13 protein-coding genes are annotated in these 16,983 nt (G+C 66.2%); 5 read left to right on the plus strand and 8 right to left on the minus strand.

The window, feature by feature from the left end; translation table 11 throughout:
- Nucleotides 1–76 precede the first annotated feature (76 nt).
- A complete protein-coding gene (locus WGH93_RS03780; RefSeq protein ID WP_374763526.1) occupies nt 77–727 on the plus strand; it encodes a TetR family transcriptional regulator C-terminal domain-containing protein in 651 nt (216 codons plus the stop codon).
- Here the strand turns inward: WGH93_RS03780 and WGH93_RS03785 are convergent.
- Nucleotides 705–2,429 carry a sulfatase-like hydrolase/transferase gene (locus WGH93_RS03785; RefSeq protein WP_374763527.1) on the minus strand — a complete coding sequence of 575 codons (1,725 nt, stop codon included), beginning with the start codon at nt 2,427–2,429 and terminating at the stop codon, nt 705–707. The genes WGH93_RS03780 and WGH93_RS03785 overlap by 23 nt on opposite strands.
- Nucleotide 2,430: 1 nt before the next feature.
- Nucleotides 2,431–3,780 (minus strand): spinster family MFS transporter, encoded by a 1,350-nt coding sequence (locus WGH93_RS03790; protein WP_374763528.1) that lies wholly within the window; start codon nt 3,778–3,780, stop codon nt 2,431–2,433.
- An 82-nt stretch (nt 3,781–3,862) separates the two neighbouring features.
- Here WGH93_RS03790 and WGH93_RS03795 point away from each other — a divergent pair, with 82 nt between their 5' ends.
- Entirely contained in the window at nt 3,863–4,612 is a 750-nt protein-coding gene (locus WGH93_RS03795; protein ID WP_374763529.1) for a hypothetical protein, read from the plus strand.
- 94 nt (nt 4,613–4,706) lie between these two features.
- On the opposite strand, the gene WGH93_RS03800 is transcribed toward WGH93_RS03795, so the two are convergent.
- The 6 genes from WGH93_RS03800 to WGH93_RS03825 all read right to left on the minus strand — a co-directional run bounded on the left by WGH93_RS03800 (nt 4,707) and on the right by WGH93_RS03825 (nt 10,862).
- Nucleotides 4,707–5,960, minus strand: coding sequence for a dipeptidase (locus WGH93_RS03800; RefSeq protein ID WP_374763530.1), 1,254 nt, complete (start codon nt 5,958–5,960; stop codon nt 4,707–4,709).
- A gap of 84 nt (nt 5,961–6,044) precedes the next feature.
- Nucleotides 6,045–7,898 (minus strand): ferrous iron transporter B, encoded by a 1,854-nt coding sequence (gene feoB / locus WGH93_RS03805; RefSeq protein WP_374763531.1) that lies wholly within the window; start codon nt 7,896–7,898, stop codon nt 6,045–6,047.
- Between the two features lie 66 nt (nt 7,899–7,964).
- Nucleotides 7,965–8,252 carry a FeoA family protein gene (locus WGH93_RS03810; RefSeq protein ID WP_374763532.1) on the minus strand — a complete coding sequence of 96 codons (288 nt, stop codon included), beginning with the start codon at nt 8,250–8,252 and terminating at the stop codon, nt 7,965–7,967.
- A gap of 323 nt (nt 8,253–8,575) precedes the next feature.
- Nucleotides 8,576–9,022 carry a Dps family protein gene (locus tag WGH93_RS03815; RefSeq protein WP_374763533.1) on the minus strand — a complete coding sequence of 149 codons (447 nt, stop codon included), beginning with the start codon at nt 9,020–9,022 and terminating at the stop codon, nt 8,576–8,578.
- 167 nt (nt 9,023–9,189) lie between these two features.
- Nucleotides 9,190–10,392, minus strand: a complete 1,203-nt coding sequence (locus WGH93_RS03820; protein ID WP_374763534.1) for a pyridoxal phosphate-dependent aminotransferase — start codon at nt 10,390–10,392, stop codon at nt 9,190–9,192.
- Complete coding sequence (locus WGH93_RS03825) at nt 10,389–10,862, minus strand: GNAT family N-acetyltransferase (protein WP_374763535.1); 474 nt, start codon at nt 10,860–10,862, stop codon at nt 10,389–10,391. Before WGH93_RS03825 ends, WGH93_RS03820 begins: the two co-directional genes overlap by 4 nt.
- A gap of 329 nt (nt 10,863–11,191) precedes the next feature.
- On the opposite strand from WGH93_RS03825, the gene WGH93_RS03830 reads away from it, so the two are divergent.
- From WGH93_RS03830 to WGH93_RS03840, 3 genes are read left to right on the plus strand one after another with little or no spacing between them, the layout of a single operon-like run.
- Complete coding sequence (locus WGH93_RS03830; RefSeq protein ID WP_374763536.1) at nt 11,192–12,256, plus strand: efflux RND transporter periplasmic adaptor subunit; 1,065 nt, start codon at nt 11,192–11,194, stop codon at nt 12,254–12,256.
- Nucleotides 12,253–15,444, plus strand: a complete 3,192-nt coding sequence (locus WGH93_RS03835; protein ID WP_374763537.1) for an efflux RND transporter permease subunit — start codon at nt 12,253–12,255, stop codon at nt 15,442–15,444. The genes WGH93_RS03830 and WGH93_RS03835 overlap by 4 nt, the downstream gene beginning before the upstream one ends.
- Nucleotides 15,444–16,901: an efflux transporter outer membrane subunit gene (locus WGH93_RS03840; RefSeq protein ID WP_374763538.1), complete on the plus strand. Its 1,458-nt coding sequence runs from the start codon at nt 15,444–15,446 to the stop codon at nt 16,899–16,901. Before WGH93_RS03835 ends, WGH93_RS03840 begins: the two co-directional genes overlap by 1 nt.
- Nucleotides 16,902–16,983 lie beyond the last annotated feature (82 nt).

A 16,983-nucleotide genomic window follows, 5' to 3' on the forward strand; every position in this document is an offset into this window, starting at 1 on the left:
CCAGGCGGCTGTGGTTCAACCGGGGATGGACGGGCGGGCGGCAATATGCTTAAACCCGATCTCATGAGGGAAGCGTATGAACAAACCGCCTGAAAAGCCTGTGGAGCGGCGCCACAAGGGGGCGATCCGCCGACAGAATGAAAGCAGGATATTGCAGGCTGCGGAAGCGGTCTTTTCCCGCCAGGGATTCCGGGGCGCGAGCATTGGCATGATTGCCGAAGCCGCCGGGGTGCCCAAGCCCAATGTGTATTATTATTTCTCGTCCAAGGAAGACCTGTACCGCAAGGTGATCGAGGGAATCTGCGGGGACTGGCTGCGCGCGGCGGAATGCTTTGACACCACGGAAGACCCGGCGGTGGCCATTCTGGGCTATGTGCGCGCCAAGATGGATCTGGCCCGGAAGCGGCCCGATGCATCGCGCATCTGGGCCATTGAAATGGCACGCGGCGCGCCGATCATCCGCCCTTATCTGGAAAATGTGGTCAAGCCCTGGGTGGAAGGGCGCGCGGCGGTGGTGGAACACTGGATCGAGACCGGTGCGCTGGACCCGGTGTGCCCCCATACGCTGTTCTACATGATCTGGGCCACCACCCAGCATTATGCGGATTTCGAGGCCCAGATCACCGCGATCAATGAAGGCCCGCTGGACGATGCGGCCTTCACCCGCGCCCGGCGCGAAGTGGAACGTCTGATCTTGTCGGCGCTCAATCTTTCTCCGCCCGCCTGATCGCATCCAGCAATTGCCGGGCGGCCCGGCGCTGAAAGGCGGACGGGGCCAGGGTGCCGTCCGGGCGCGGGCGGGGCAGCAGGGTGCCCTGCCACTGATCGAAATCGGCCCTGTCCCGCGCGGTCAGCACGGCGAAACTGGCCGGATAATCATAGGCACAGCCGGACAGGATCACCGGCCAGTGCGGCGGGTCCGCGACCTTGTCGGGCGGCGCGTCCTGAAGCGCGGCAAGCATCCACGGGGCCAGATCCCGGTGGCTTTTCACATGGCCCGGAACATCCGCACCCAGCACCAGCAGGGGCACCTGTAGCTGTGCGGCGGTAAGCTGGCTGGCATGGCCGATCACGCCGGATTCCATCAGCGCCTCGCCGTGATCGCCGGTGATCACCACCACCGTGTCGTCCAGCAGGCCATCCGCCTGAAGGCCCTTGATCAGGCCGCTGATCTCCCGATCCGTTTCCCGAAGCGCCGCCTGATAGCGGCCCACCGGGTCTTTCAGTGCTGCCGGCGCATCCCCCAGATAGGGGAAATGCGGCCCCATATAATAAGCCAGATGGAAAAACGGGGTGCCAGTGGCCGCGGCGGACTCGATCGCCCGGCGGGTGGCGGCTGTCACGCTTTTCTCCCGCGCGGCGCGGCTGTCCTTCGTGGCCACATGGCGCTGATCCGGCTGACCCAGGGTCACATCGATGGTGTCATACCAGTCCAGCGAAAAGGCTTCCGCCGTGCTGATGCGATAGCCGCTGGCCGACAATGCCCGCGCCAGGCGCCCCGGCGCCGGATGGGCGCGGGCGCGGGAAAAGGCCGTGGGCAGACGCCCGGTGAGCAGGGTGAACAGGCTGAAATGGGTGCAGTTCGCCGCGCTCCAGTGCCGGGTATTCAGGCTGCCCGCGCGCGCCAGTTCCATCAGTCCCGGCATGTGCCCGCTGTCGGGGGCCAGACTGTCCCCGCGCAGAGAATCCACCACCACCAGAAGCAGGTTCCGATCCCCCGAAAGGGCAGGCAGGCTTTCCGGCGGCATTGCCGGGCCGGGCGGATCAATCCGGCCAAGCGCGAAGGGGTTGTCCCCCCACGGCCCCAGAATCGGGCCCGTCAGGATTTTCAGGTGCCAGGGATGCGGCGTGATCAGGACGGGCGCGGCCCGGCGCAGGGTGACGGCTCGCGGGTCGCCCTGATGAAACCAGACCGCGTGGAGCCCCTGTACCGTCATGCCGCTGGCCACCGCAAGCGCGATGAGCCAGCGCACCCGTCGGCAGCCTTGGCGGGCGGTAAGCCAGATGGCGGCGGCGGCCACGCCAGCCAGCAGCAACAGCGGCACGGCCACGGTGACCGGCGTATGGCCGCCGCCGCCCGGAGTGGTCAAAAGCCCGATGGTGAGGCTGTTCAGATGCAGGCCGATCAGGTGCGCGGCCAGTGCTTCCAGCGCCAGGAACAGGCTGATCAGGGCCAGCACGATCGCCGCCAGCCAGCGATGCAGGCGGCCCGCCAGCCGGACCAGCAGCCATGCCAGCGCCCACAGGCTCAGACCGTGCAGGGTCAGCGGGCCCCACAACACGGGGTGCGGGCCGTCCGCCGGGCCACCCGCATCACCGGTGAGCGCAAATATCATCAGCAATGCCAGCCACAGCCCGGTCAGCCGGTCGCGGTCTGGCCGGGTCATGCCCGCCCCACCACGGGGAATGGCGAAAGCGGGGCGTGCCATACTATGGGCCGCCTTTGCCCGCTGCCGCCTGTTTTTCCGCGTCACGGCGCGCGATCGCGCCGGGCAGCAGCGTTCCGGCGCGCCAGAACAGCCATGCCTTGATGACGCCGAAGGCCAGGGTGATCAGCAGGGCTTCGCGCAATTGTTCCACACCGCTCAGCGCGCGCAACAGGTCGCTCAGCGCGCCCACCGTGACCGGCCCCAGCCCCAGCCCGATCAGATTGATGACGAAATACAGAACGGCACTGGCCATGGCGCGTTGCCGGGCGCTGACCAGTCGATGGCTGGTGGCGATGGCGGGGGCCAGATACATGGTGGAGAAAATCTGGCCCAGAAAGATGCTGAGAATCACCACATCCAGCCGACCGCTGAGGAAGGTCAGCACATAGAAGCCAAGCCCGATGACGGATGCCAGCCCCGGTGTCCACAAATACCAGCGCATATCCCCGCGGGCGGCGATCCGATCCGCCAGATAGCCGCCGCCAAAGCTGCCGACCATGCCGCCAAAGCCCCCGGCCAGCGCCAGGGTCAGCCCCACATCGCCTGCGTCCAGCCCGTGATAGCGGGCAAGAAAGCTGGGCATGAAATTACCGATGCCATAGCCGAAAAAAGCGGCAATGGCGCTGGCCAGCGCCACGGTTCGGAAGGTCCGGTCTTTCAGCATGACCACCATGGCGGTCAGGCCCAGCGTATCGGCCAGGCTGGCTTTCGGCTGGTCGGCGCCGGTGCCTGTGGGCAGGCTGTCATCGGCGTGGCGGGCCGGTTCGGGCACGGTGGTCATCAACAGCATGGCCAGCGCGATGCCGGGCAGCCCCACCATCAGGAAGGTGGTGCGCCAGCCGAAGATTTCCGCCAGTTGGCCGCCCACCAGATAGCCCAGCAGCACGCCAAAGAACAGGCCGCTGGAATAGATGGCCAAAGCCGTCGCGCGGCGTTTTTCGCTGAACATGCCCGATATCATGCTGTGGGCGGGCGGGCTGCACCCGGCTTCGCCGATTCCGACGCCGATACGCGCCGCCACCAGTTGGCCATAGCTCTGCACAAGCCCGCTGAGCGCCGTCATGGCCGACCAGATGGTCAGCGCCCCGGCCACGATATTGCGCCGGTTGCTGCGATCCGCCAGCCGGGCCACGGGCAGGCCAGCGGTGACATAGAACAGCGCGAAGGTGAAACCGCTCAACACGCCAAGCTGTGTGTCGGACAGGCCCAGGTCCGCCTTGATCAGTTCCTGCATCACCACCAATATGTAGCGGTCGATGAAATTGAAGGCGTAAACCAGTGTCAGCACGAGCAAGGCATAGACTTTCACCCCGTCGCTCATGCCCGATGCGGGCTTCCCGAAAAATGACACGTGCACTGCTCCCTTTTGCCGATCGCATCCCCCGAATGGCGAGCGGATGTGATCACCTTTCCCCATTGATGAAGCCGGGTCAATGACGGCGCTGGTGCTGCAATCCTGCCATGAGTGGCCAAGGGCGGGCTGGCGCCTGCGGGCGATGGAAAGCGTGCGCGCCTGGGCCGCCGGCATCAATGCGGCCTATCGTTTTCTGGATGATGCCCTGTTCGATCCGGTGCCCGGCGCGCTTCGCGCACGCCATGCGGGCCAGCCCGTGGTGCTGACCGACCTGGCCCGCCTGATGGCGCTGGAACAGGCTCTGGCTGAAGGGTATGAGGCGGCGGTCTGGCTGGACAGTGATGTGTTCGTGGCGGCCCCGCATCGGCTTTTCCTGCCCGATGGCGCTTTCCTGCCGGGGCGGGAAGTGTGGGTGCAGGCAGACCGGCGCGGGCGGCCAAAAGCCTATCGGAAGGTGCATAATGCGGCGCTGCTGGTGCGGCCCGGCGGCGCCACGCTGGCCTTTTACCGGGAGGCCGCGGGCCACATGCTGGCCCGCGCCGAGCCGCCGCTGGTGCCGCAGTTCATCGGCCCGAAATTCCTGTCGGCGCTCCATAACATGGTGGGATTCGATGTGTGGGACGGTGTGGGGATGCTGTCGCCGCTGGCGCTGCGGGATGCGGCGCGGGGTGGCGGCCCGGCACTGGCGCGGACCCTGGCCGGGCATGACAGCGCGCCCGCGGCGGTCAATCTGTCGGCATCCATGATCGGGCGGGGCAGCGACGGCGTGCGCCCGGATGCGGCCATGATGGACGCCGCCATGGATCGGCTGCCCGCATTGCTGGGCTGAGGGCGTTTCGGCGGTAAAGGCGGGGGCCATGAACCGGCGCCCCTGTTGGCCATTGGCCATGGAAGGGGCGCCGGTGGCTGTGGCTGCGTTCGTCTCAGGCGGCGTCCGCCTGCGCCTCGGCGGCGATGGTTTCCACCTGCTGCCAGACCCGGAGCGCGTTGCCGGACAGGATCAGCTTGATGTCCTCCTCGGAATAGCCGCGCCCAAGCAGGCGTTCCACCAGGTCGGGATAGCTGGATACGTCCTTCAGGCCCGTGGGCAGGCTGTCCCCCACGCCGTCATAGTCGGAGCCGAGCCCCACATGCTCGATGCCCACCAGGTCCACCACATGGTCGATATGGTCCACCACGTCGCTGATGTCTGCGTAAGGGTATGGATTGTCTTCCCGGTAGCGCTTTTCAAAGGCTTCGCGCACCTTCTGGGTGTCGTCCAGACCCTCCCGGTCCAGATAGGTCATATAGGCTTCCGTCCGGGCGGGGCGGTAGCCATTGGCGCGCGCGGTGACAAAGGCGGACCCGTAATTGATCATCACCACGCCGCCCTTGTTGGCGATGGCCTTGATCAGCGGATCGGACAGATTGCGCTCAAAGCCCGGCGTGAAGGCGCGGACGGAGGAATGGCTGGCGATCACCGGGGCGCGGCTGGTTTCCAGCACGTCTTCGATCGCCTTGTCGCTCAGATGGCTCACATCCACCATGATGCCCAGATCGTTCATTTCCTGCACCACCGTGCGGCCAAAATCGGACAGGCCATCCCATTGACGTTCGGGGTCATAGCTGCTGTCGGACAGGTGGTTGGACTTGGAATGGGCCAGCGTGATGTAGCGGATTCCCCGGTCATGAAAATGCTTCAGCAGGTCCAGGCTGCCATTGATCGGGGAGCCGTTTTCCATGCCCAGCGGCAGGGCGATCTTGCCCGCATCGGTGATGGCCTGCACCTCCGCCACGCTTTTGGCGATGGCGAACTTGTCCGGCGCTTCCGACACGATGCGTTCCACAATGTCGATCATGGCATTGGCGTGGTCGGTGGCTTTCTGGCTGTCGCCATATTCCGCCGGGGTGTAGATGGACATGAAGGGCGCGTTCAGCCCGCCCTTTTCGGCGCGGGGATGGTCGAAGTCCCCGTCCGGCGCGGCTGTTGATACATCCACCCAGTTGCGGTTCAGCCGATAGGGCACGTCGATATGGCCGTCCACGATGATCGTCTCAAGCGCCAGTTTTCTGGCGGTTTCGGCCATATTGGCCTGGTCGGCGGTGTCATTGTCGGCCCCGTTGCCGCAGGCGGCCAGCGCCAGCAGCGAAAGCGCGGCAAGCGGGCGGCGCCAGATATGAACGGATGACGGATGCATGGTCTTTCTCCCCCTGGATGGCAAAAGCACAGCCCCTTGCTATCCCTTTCAACCGGGCAGAACAAGAGCGGACTGCCCGCGAGCCTAGCCGATCAGGGCGCTGGAAATCTGATAGGTCAGGAAAGACACCAGATAGGCCAGCGCGAAAAGATAGACCAGCATGAAGATGGGCCAGCGCCAGCTATTGGTTTCCCGCCGGGTAATGGCGATGGTGGACAGGCATTGGGGCGCATAGATGAACCAGGCCAGAAAGCTGAGCGCGGTGGGCAGGGACCAGGCGCCGTTGAGCGTGGACACCAGCCCCTGGGCAAGTTGCTCTTCCGTGCCGGACATGGAATAGACCGTCCCCAGCGCGGCCACGGCCACTTCCCGCGCCGCCATGCCCGGCACCAGTGCCACCGAGATTTCCCAGTTGAAGCCGATGGGCTCAAAGACCACCGCCAGCGCGTGGCCGATCATGCCCACAAGGCTGTAGGTAATGTCCGGCTCCGTGGCGCCTTCGGGCGGGCCGGGGAAGGATGCCAGCACCCACAGCACCACGATGGACGCCAGAATGATGGTACCGGCCCGGCGCATGAAGATGCGGATGCGTTCCATCAGGCCGATGGCCACCTGGCGCAGATCGGGTGCCTGATATTTGGGCAGTTCCAGCATGAAGGGCTGGCTGGCCCCCTTGGCGATGGTGCGCTTGAAGATGAAGGCGATGATCAGCGCCGAGATGATGCCCGCGCCGTACAGGCCGAACATCACCACGCCTTGCAGGTTGAACCAGCCGCCCGCCACGGCGCGGTTGGGGATGAAGGCGGAAATGATCAGCGTATAGACCGGCAGCCGGGCCGAGCAGGTCATCAGGGGCGAAATCAGGATCGTGGTCAGCCGGTCCCGCGGGCTGGAAATGGTGCGCGCGGCCATGATCCCCGGCACCGCGCAGGCGAAGCTGGACAGCAGCGGAATGAAGGACCGCCCGTTCAGCCCCACCGAGGCCATCAGCCGATCCATCAGAAAGGCGGCGCGTGCCATGTAGCCGGTGCTTTCCAGCAGCAGGATGAAGGTGAACAATATGATGATCTGGGGCAGGAAGACGATCACCGATCCCACGCCGTGCAGCAGGCCGGATGAAATGAAGCTGCGCACAAACCCTTGCGGCAGAAGCTCGTGGGTCCAGGTCTGAAGCTGGGCGATGCCCGCCTCGATCCAGCCCATGGGGGTTTCCGCCCAAGCATAGACGGCCTGGAACATAATGAACAGCAGCGCGAACAGAATGACCGGCCCGATGATCGGGTTGAGCACGATCCGGTCCAGTATCTTGCTGGTGCGATGGCCGATGCCGATGCTCAGATGGGCCTGTTTGGAAATGCGCCGGGCGACGGCCTGGCGTTCTTTCAGGGTGCTGGCGGTGATGCCGTCAATGGGCATGGGCACCACCCGGTCGCGGTTGAGGCGCGCCACGGTTCGGGCCAGTTCCTCCAGCCCGCGACGGCGCACCGCCACGGTTTCCACCACCGGAATGCCCAGCGCGTCCGACAGGGCGCCCGCGTCGATGCGGATCTGTTCCCGCGCTGCCAGGTCCGACATGTTGAGCGCCAGTACCATGGGCAGGCCCAGTTCCAGCAGTTCCAGCACGAAGCGCAGATGTTGCGTCAGGTTGGTGGCATCCACCACCGCGATCAGCACATCTGGGCGCTTTTCCTGCTCCATCCGGCCCATCAGAATGTCCCGCGCCACTTTTTCGTCCGGGCTGTGGGCATTCAGCGAATAGGTGCCGGGCAGGTCGATCAGTTCCAGATCGTCTTCGCCCAGCATGGGACCGGTGCGGCGCTCCACCGTGGCGCCGGGGAAATTGGCCACTTTCTGGCGCAGGCCGGTCAGCGCGTTGAACAGGGCCGACTTGCCGCAATTGGGATTGCCGACAAGTGCGATACGGGCGGGGGTGCTCATGGAACAGGGCCTCTCAGACCGGATGGGCGGGAATGCGGGGTTATGCGGTCGTGGTAACGGGCACGATCAGGCGATTTCCACCAGAACCCGTTCCGCCTCCGCGCGGCGCAGGGCCACGGTCATGCCGTCGACCCGCACCACGATGGGATCGCGGCCAAACGGGCTTTCATGGGCGATTTCCACATGGCTCCCCTCGCAGAAGCCAAGCTCCCGCAGGCGGTTGACCGTGGGGATGCCGTCGCTGTCCAGCGCGCTTTCGTCGAAAGCGATGATGGTGGCCCGGAAGCCGCGCTTCTGCCGACCCAGCGCCAGAAGATCGCCCTGATGCGTCGGCGTGTTGGAAATCGCGCCCATGGATCGCCTTTCCGTCAATGGCGGGTGTGTGCCGCAGTTAAGAATTGTTTGCAAGCCTGCTCTTAGCATGGGCGGGCGCCGCAGGCAAGGCCGCCGGGGTATGATTCCCGCCGCGGCGTGGCACGCCGGGCACAGCCGGAACGCACATGAAAAGCCCCGGATGGTTTGGGGCCATCCGGGGCGGAGAAGAACCGCCTGTCTCGGGGTGCTCCGGGGGTTGGGGTCCCGTTGAGTTGGGGCAGGTCGGGTGCCCGGAGCGTGCGGTTCTCCTCTAGCTTACGGGCGCCGTGGGGCGCCGGATCAGCGAAAATGTTACGGGGATATCAATTTTCCCCAACGATGCTGCGCAGCATCCAGGCCGATTTTTCGTGCACGGTCAGCCGGTCGGTCAGCAGCCCGGCAGTCACTTCGTCCCCGTCCTCCGAGGATTTGGAGATCAGGGGCCGGATACGGTTGCCGATCTTTTCCTGCGCGGCGGCCAGGGCGCGCACCATGTCTTCGGCGCTGGCACGCTCATCGCCGTCGGCGATATCGCCCATGTCCTGAAACACCTTCAGGCCCGCCGGTGCCTTTTCGCCCAGCGCCCGGATGCGTTCCGCGATGTCGTCCACGGCGGTGGCCAGTTCGGTATATTGTTCTTCCGTCAGGGTGTGCACGGAATTGAACAGCGGCCCCGTCACATTCCAGTGGACGTTCCATGTGAGGACATAAAGCTGCACGCTTTCGGCCAGAACCCCTTTCAGGTCGTTTGCCAGTGCTTGCTTGTTCATAAGTCCTCCTTCTCCTTTTGGTTGTGTTGGCGCCGCCTTCGGCGCCGTTCCCTGTACCCTTCATATAGGGATTTATTTCCCCGATCCAACCGATGGTTCCGTTCACAATGATCGATTTTGATAATGATGTCGCCTGAAACGATCGCCAGAGCCGAAGGTGAAGCCGGTCAGCGCAGCCCGTTACAGGCGGTGGCCAGCCTGTCCAGCGCCGTGGCCAGCCGGGATTCGGCGGCGGTCACGCTGAGCCGCACATGGCCGCCAAGACCAAAGGCCGTGCCCGGCACCAGAGCCACATGGGCGTGTTCCAGCAGATAGCGGGTGAGCGCGGTGTCGTCTTCGATGCGGGTGCCGTCGGCGGCGCTGGCACCGATCAGGGCGCGGGCATCCAGAAATATGTAAAAAGCCCCGTCGGGGCGGAGCGCGGACAGGCCCGGCAGGCGGGGCAGGGCATCCATCACCATGTCCCGCCGGGCCTGATAGACGGCGCGGCGCTCTGCCAGGCAGGTCTGATCGCCGGTGAGCGCGGCCAGGCTGGCGATCTGCGAAATGGTGCAGGGATTGCCCGTGCTGTGTGACTGCACCGTGGCCATGGCATCGATCAGCGCTTTCGGCCCGGTGCAATAGCCGATCCGCCAGCCGGTCATGCCATAGGCTTTGGACACACCGTTCATGGTCACCGTGCGCGATGCCAGATCCGGGCATATGGCGGCAAGCGTGCTGTGGCCATCCGCCGTGAAGGTCAGATGCTCATATATGTCGTCGCTCAGCACCCATATGTGCGGGTGCCGGGCCAGAACGGCGCCCAGGGCGGCCAGTTCCGCCGCCGTATAGACTGCGCCGGTGGGATTGCCGGGGCTGTTCAGCACCAGCCAGCGGGTGCGATGGGTGATGGCGGCCTCCAGCGCGTCCGGGGTCAGCTTGAAGCCGGTCTCGGCGCTGGTGGGCACCACGTCCGGTATGCCATCGGCCAGGCGCACCATGGCGGGGGTGCTGACCCAATAGGGCGCGGGCACGATCACCCGATCCCCCGGCCTGAGGCTTGCCATGAACACGGTGAAAAGCGTGTGTTTGCCGCCGCTGTTGACGGATACCTGGTCCGGCCCCGCGTACAGGGCGTTGTCCCGGCTGAACTTGTCCGCCACCGCCTGTTTCAGCGCGGGCAGGCCGTCCACCGCCGTATAGCCGGTGCGGTCGGCCATGATGGCATCCACCGCCGCTTTCTTGATCGGGTCCGGTACGGGCAGGTCGGGTTCACCGGCGCTGAGCGGGATCACGTCCACGCCACTGGCGCGCATGGCGGCGGCGCGGGCGGTGATCGCCATGGTGGCGGAAGCGGTGATGTGATCCAGCCGTTCTGCCAGTGCTGTCATGGCCGTTCCCCGGCTTGCGGCGATGCGTCCACCGGCCAGCCGACCCGGTGGCTGCGCCATTCCAGGATCACCACGTCGCGGAACCGGCCCCCGCTTTCGCCCATTTTCTCCCGCACGCCCACGCGGCGAAAGCCACAGCGGTCGTGCAGTTCCAATGAGGCGGCATTATCCGGGAATATCTTGGCCTCGATCGTCCAGATGCCATTGGCTTCCGCCGCCTGCTGCACACCGCCAAGAAGGGCGGCGCCCACGCCGGTGCGGGCGGCGGACGGGTCCACATAAACGCTCACTTCCCCCACACCGCGATAGCAGGCGCGGGGCGAAACGGGCCACAGCGCCACCCAGCCCACCACATTGCCATCGCGCCGGGCCACCAGCGTGCACCCGGCCATGGCACCCTGTTCAAAGGCTGCCCGGCTTTTCGGCTCGGTGTCGAAGGTGGCCATGCCGGTCTCGATTCCGGCCACCATGATGCGGCGCACATGGGGCCAGTGGTCCGGCTGATAAGGGGCGAGCGTTATGGTGGAAGGGGATGAGATGGGCCGTCTCCCGCATGAACTGGGTCTTTGGGATGTGCCACAGCGGGCCGCTGGGATCAAGCGCGCGCCGGGGCGGGCAGGTCATCCAGTGGCGGGTGCCGGGCGTATCAGCAAGGCGTGGGCAATGGGGCGATCCGGGTGGCGGGGGCGGCGTGGCCATGTCCGGCTATGCTTGCGGGCCGCCCGTGTGATCTTTAAGAACAGGGGAGTGCGACGGGTTTCACAGCGCGCACCAAAGGGAGCTTTTTTTGAAAACTTTTATGTCCCGAGCCTTTGTGGCGATCTGGGTGGTTGCCCTGTGGGTGGGCCTGGCCGCCCCGGCGAGCGGGCAGTCCGGCGATGGCGCGCCCGTGGCGGTGATGACCAGGCCGGTCAGTCTTTCATCCGATGGCGTTACCTTTCGCGCCGTGGGCACGGGCCGGGCGAGACTGTCCGTGGACCTGTTCCCCCAGGCGGCGGGGGAGGTGACGGCGGTATCCTTCGCGCCCGGTGAAAAGGTGGCGAAGGGCGATGTGCTGCTGCAACTGGATGACCGGGATCAGGCGCTGGCGCTGGAATTGGCGAAAGTGCGGCTGGCGGACGCCCGCTCCCTTCTGAACCGGTTCGAGGAAGCGGTCAAGGAAGGCGCCGTGCCGGAAAGCGAGGTGGACAGCGCCCGTGCCGATTTCACGGCTGCCCGCGTGGCGGTGGATCAGGCCCGGCTGGCGCTGGAGGATCGCACTCTGATCGCGCCGTTCGATGGCTATGTGGGCCTGACGGATGTGGACGCGGGGGACCGGGTGACCACCAGCACGCTGATTACCGGGCTGGATGCCCGCGACAGCCTGCTGGTGGATTTCGTCGTGCCGGAAAGCCTTGCCGGGCCGGTGCTCTCAGGCGCGGCGCGCGATGTGCGCCTGACCACGCCCGCCCTGCCGGGGACGGAACTGACGGGCCGCATCTCGGCGCGCGAAAGCCGGATCGACCCCATGCGCCGCACGCTGGCCGTGCGGGCGAAGGTGGATAACAGCCGGGATCTTCTGCGCCCCGGCATGTCCTTTGACGTGCGGTTGCCCGTACCGGGTGAACTGCGCCCCACCGTTCCGGAAATCGCCCTGCAATGGGGCCGCGACGGTGCCTTTGTGTGGCTGGTGTCCGAAGGCCGGGTGAAAAAGGTCGGCGCGCGGGTGGTGGCCCGCCGTGCCGGTCGCGTATTGCTGGACGGGGACATCCCCGAAGGCGCCCCGGTGGTGGTGGAGGGGCTGCAACGCCTGCGGGATGGCCGTGCGGTACGCCCCGTTGGCGATGATGGCCCGACCAGCGCGGCCGGCGGGGGCGGGGCATGAGCGACGAAGTGGACGGAAAACAGCCTTCCGCCAGTGAACCCGGTGGTGGTTCTGGTGGCGATCCGGCTGGGCCGCCCGGCCCGCTGGAGACCGGTGGCATCACCGCGCTGGGCGTGAAGCGCCCGGTGCTGGTGATCGTGATGAACCTGCTGATCATTCTGGCCGGGCTGGCGTCCATTCCGGGGCAGGATGTGCGCGAACTTCCCAATGTGGACCGTCCGGTGGTGAGCGTGCGCGCCGTTTTCGACGGCGCCTCACCCAAGACCATGGATGCGGAGGTGACCAGCCTGATCGAGGGGGCGGTGGCCCGTGTTTCCGGCGTCAAGACAATCGAATCCGCATCGGAAGAGAACAATATGCGGATGCGGGTGGAGTTTGACGCGGGCGCCGACCTGAACACCGCCGCCAGCGATGTGCGCGAAGCGGTAAGCCGGGTGCGCCGGGAACTGCCCGACGACATTGACGAGGTGGTGGTGGTCAAGGCGGATGATGACGCCCGTGCCATCATCGAACTGTCCGCCTTCAGCAACAGCCTGAATGCCTTTGAACTGGCGGAGCGCATCGAAAAGGATGTGGCGCCGGAACTGCTGTCCATTGACGGGGTGGCGGATGTGCGGCTGGACGGCAATCGCCCGCGGGTCATGCGGGTGCAGCTTGATCCCGCCCGGCTGGCCCGGTTCGGGCTTGCCCCCGGCAATGTGCTGGATACGCTGGCCAGCGTGAATCTGGATGTGCCAGCCGGGTCCTATGAAAGCGAGGATCAGGAATTGCTGGTGCGCGCGGAGGCCAGCGTGACGTCGCCGGAACGGGTGGAGCGGCTGGAAATCATCGACGGCGTGCGCATAGAAGACGTGGCCGAGGTGTTCTTCGCCCCGCAGGAGGCCAGTTCCTATTCCCTGCTGAACGGGCGCCTTGTGGTGGGGCTTGGCGTGGTGCGACAGGCGGGGGCCAATACCATTGCCATCGCCGATGCGGTGGACCGGCGCGTGGCCCGCATCAACAGCCGCGCGCGGGATTTCTCGCTTCAGAAAACATCCGATGACAGTGTTTATATTCGCGGCGCGCTCAGCGATGTGGGCTGGACAATCGTGATCGCCGCCGCCGTGGTGCTGGCCATCATCGCGCTGTTTCTCGGCCAGTGGCGCGCCATTTTCATCCCCGCCGTGACCATGCCGGTGGCCCTGGTGGGCACGCTGGCGGTGATCTGGCTGATGGGGTTCTCGATCAATCTGCTGACCCTTCTGGCGCTGGTGCTGGCCACCGGCCTGATCGTGGATGATGCCATTGTGGTGCTGGAAAACATTCAGCGCCGACGCGCGCAGGGGCTGGAAAAGCTGGCCGCTGCCGTTCTGGGAACCCGGCAGGTGTTCTTCGCCGTGGTCGCCACCACCATCACGCTGGTGTCGGTGTTCCTGCCCATTGCCTTTCTGCCCGGCGATACGGGGCGCCTGTTCCGGGAATTCGGCATGGTGCTGTCCATCGCGGTGGTGATCAGTTCCTTCGTGGCGATCACCCTGTGCCCCATGATGGCATCCCGGCTGCCGAATCTGAGCCAGACCAACCCGGTGCTGGCCCGCATCCGGGCCGGGCTGGACGGTTTCGGGCAAAGGCTGGCGAATTTCTATTTCGCCACGCTGGATGGCCTGCTGGCCCGGCGCTGGCTGGGCGTGCTGCTGGCGCTGGCGCTGGTGGCGGGCGGTCTGGGCGGCTTCAGGCTGTTGAATCAGGAATTGCTGCCGCAGGAGGATCGCGGCGCCATTCGTGTCTTTCTGACCGGGCCGGACGGGGCGAGCCTGGCCTATTCCGACCGGCAGGCGCAAAAGGTGGAAGCGGCGCTGCGCCCGTACCGCGAGCAGGGCGTGGTGACGGATATCTATACGATTGTGGGCCGCTGGGACAAGAATCGCAGCTATACCATCGCCACGCTGAAGCATTGGGATGACCGCAATGTGAGCCAGCAGGCCCTGGCCGTCGAGATCAATGAAAAGCTGTCCGACCTGCCGGGCGCGGACGTGCGGATCATTCAGGGCAGCAGCCTGAATGTGCGCGGCGGCGGCGCCGGGCTGGATGTGGCCATTACCGGCAATGACTATGAAACCATTTATGCCCAGGCCAATATGCTCGCCCGTGTCCTGCGGGAGCGTATCCCGGCGGTGGAAGGTGTGCGCGTGCAGTTCGACACCAGCCAGCCGGAACTGGCCTTCAATATCGACAGGGATCGCGCCGCCGACCTGGGTGTGCCCATTGATACGGTATCCCGCACGCTAAGGGTGATGGTGGACCGGCTCGACCTGCTGGATCTGAATGTGGACGATCAGGCGGTGCCGGTGATGGTGGGGCCGATGGGCGGCACCATCACCGAGCCGGGGGATCTGCTGAACATCTTTGTGCCGGGCCGGGATGGCGCCATGGTGCCATTGTCGGCGCTGGTCACCGTGACCGAGCGGGGCGTGGCCGCCGAACTGGATCGCAAGGCCCAGCGCCGGGCGATCGATCTGGACGTGGGGGTGAAGCCGGGCGCGGCCCTGGGGGACGTGGTGAACCGCGTTCGGGCCGTGGCGGACGACGTGCTGCCCAGCGGCACCAATGTGCTGTTTTCCGGGGAGGCATCGCGGCTGGAGGAAACCCGCTATGAGACAGGGCTTACCTTCATCGTGGCGCTGGCGGTGGTGTTTCTGGTGCTCGCCGCCCAGTTCGAGAGCTTCGGCAGCGCGGCCATTGTCATGGTGACTGTGCCATTCGGGCTGGCCGCCGCGGTGTTTGCCCTGCTGATCACTGGCCAGACCCTGAATCTGTATTCCCAGATCGGCCTTGTCATGCTGATCGGCCTGATGACCAAGAACGCCATTCTGCTGGTGGAGTTCATGGACCAGCTTCGGGACGAGGGGCAATCCGTGGCGGATGCCATACGCGGCGGCGTGCGCCTGCGGTTGCGCCCGGTAATCATGACTGTGCTGTCCACCGTGCTGGGCTCGCTGCCGCTGGTGCTGTCCACCGGGCCGGGGGCGGAGGCGCGCAACGCCATCGGCTGGGTGGTGTTCGGCGGCCTGGGGCTGTCCACCCTGTTCACGCTGTACCTGGCGCCCATCGGCTACAGCCTGATCGCCCCCATGGTGAAACCCCGCAGCCACGGCGATCACCTGCTGGCTCGCCAGTTGGCCCATGCCCGGTTGAAGGAGGAAAGCTGATGCGCGCCGCCGTCACCCTGGCCGCCGTTTCGTGCGCCGCCGTTCTGCTGTCCGCCTGCACGGTGGGGCCGGACTATCAGCGCCCCGACGTGACCCCGCCCGCGCGCTTCGTGGCGCAGGACGTGCTGGATGCGCTGAATGAAGGCCGCGAACAGGCCGATGCCGCCGCCCGCTGGTGGACCGGCTTTGACGATCCGGTGCTGGACCGGCTGGTGCGTGACGGGCTCGCCGCCAATTTCGACATTCGCGCCAGCGCGGCCCGATTGCGCGCCGCGAATGCCACGCTCAGGCGGGCGCGGGCGGGGGACGAACGGGTGATCACCGCCACGCTGGACGGCCAGGTGACGGCTCAGGACGGCCTGGACAGCGACAGCGCCAGCGGGGAAAGCGGTCGCGGTGCCCTGACACTGGCGGGCGGGCTGCCGCTGGATGTGTTCGGCGGCATCCGCCGCGGCGTGCAGCGGGCGCTGGCGCAGCGGGAAGCCGCGCGCGCCGCGCTTAGCCAGCAGGTGCTGGCCACCAGCGCGGAAATCGCCCGCACCTATCTGCGCCTGCGCGGCGATCAGCGGCAGCTTGAACTGCTGCGGGAATCCGTCGTTCTTCAGGAAAAAACGCTGTCCATCGTGCGCTCCCGCTTTGAAAGCGGGCTGTCGCCGGAACTGGATATGCAGCGGGCCATTACCTCGGTGGAAAATCTGCGCGCCAACATACCGCCGCTGGAACAGAGCCTGCAAGAAGCGCGCAATCGGCTGGCCACGCTGACCGGGCGCTATGCCGGTGCCTATGAAGACCTGCTGTCCGCGCAGGCGGACATTCCCGCTTATGATCGCGCCATCCCCGCCCGGCTGCCGCTGGATGCCCTGATGGCCCGGCCCGATGTGCGCGGGGCGGAAGCCGATCTGGCGGCCCGCATCGCCGCCATCGGTGTGGCGGAGGCCGCGTATTATCCGGGGTTCCGGCTCAATGGCGAAGTGGGCGTAAGCGCCACGGATGGCGTGGTGGCGCCGGGGGCGGGAATGCTGGTGGCGTCCCTTGGCGGGCTGATCGATCAGGTGATCACCAATGGCGGCGCGCGGGATGCCGACCTGGCCGCGGCGGAAGCCCGCGCCGACGAGGCGCTGGCGGATTTCGAGCAGACGCTCAGGCTGGCCGTGGAGGATGTGGAGGCGGTGCTCACCGCGCTCAAGGCGTCCCGCGCGCGGCAGCGGTCGCTGGAAAAGAGCGTCAGGGCCAGCCGCCGCAGTTTCTATCAGGCGGAGACCCTGTATCAGCAGGGCCTGATCAGCTTTCTGGACGTGGTGGACGCCCAGCGCGTACTGGCCAGTGCCGATCAGTCGCTGGCCCGCGAGCGCACCAATTACGCCACCCGCATCGCCGCCCTGTTCGAGGCGCTGGGCGTGGATGTGGCCGCGCCGGACGCACCCGCCGGGGAAGCGGCGGCCCGCGCGGCCCGGTGATGGCATCCGCACCGGCTGTTTGATCCATGCTGGCACCGCGATCCGCCGTGGGCTAGAAAGGGGGCGAGCCCCCGCGTGACGG

This window comes from Yunchengibacter salinarum, from assembly GCF_037658235.1.
GTDB lineage: Bacteria > Pseudomonadota > Alphaproteobacteria > Sphingomonadales > Kordiimonadaceae > Yunchengibacter > Yunchengibacter salinarum.

Bases quoted from the DNA above. Each gene is read 5' to 3' on its own strand.
- WGH93_RS03780 (WP_374763526.1), top strand. From the start codon at position 77: ATGAACAAACCGCCTGAAAAGCCTGTGGAGCGGCGCCACAAGGGGGCG.
- WGH93_RS03835 (WP_374763537.1), top strand. From the start codon at position 12,253: ATGAGCGACGAAGTGGACGGAAAACAGCCTTCCGCCAGTGAACCCGGT.
- WGH93_RS03825 (WP_374763535.1), bottom strand. From the start codon at position 10,862: ATGGTGGCCGGAATCGAGACCGGCATGGCCACCTTCGACACCGAGCCG.
- WGH93_RS03800 (WP_374763530.1), bottom strand. From the start codon at position 5,960: ATGCATCCGTCATCCGTTCATATCTGGCGCCGCCCGCTTGCCGCGCTT.
- WGH93_RS03815 (WP_374763533.1), bottom strand. From the start codon at position 9,022: ATGAACAAGCAAGCACTGGCAAACGACCTGAAAGGGGTTCTGGCCGAA.
- WGH93_RS03785 (WP_374763527.1), bottom strand. From the start codon at position 2,429: ATGGCACGCCCCGCTTTCGCCATTCCCCGTGGTGGGGCGGGCATGACC.
- WGH93_RS03820 (WP_374763534.1), bottom strand. From the start codon at position 10,392: ATGACAGCACTGGCAGAACGGCTGGATCACATCACCGCTTCCGCCACC.
- WGH93_RS03830 (WP_374763536.1), top strand. From the start codon at position 11,192: ATGTCCCGAGCCTTTGTGGCGATCTGGGTGGTTGCCCTGTGGGTGGGC.
- WGH93_RS03840 (WP_374763538.1), top strand. From the start codon at position 15,444: ATGCGCGCCGCCGTCACCCTGGCCGCCGTTTCGTGCGCCGCCGTTCTG.
- WGH93_RS03795 (WP_374763529.1), top strand. From the start codon at position 3,863: ATGACGGCGCTGGTGCTGCAATCCTGCCATGAGTGGCCAAGGGCGGGC.
- WGH93_RS03810 (WP_374763532.1), bottom strand. From the start codon at position 8,252: ATGGGCGCGATTTCCAACACGCCGACGCATCAGGGCGATCTTCTGGCG.
- feoB (WP_374763531.1), bottom strand. From the start codon at position 7,898: ATGAGCACCCCCGCCCGTATCGCACTTGTCGGCAATCCCAATTGCGGC.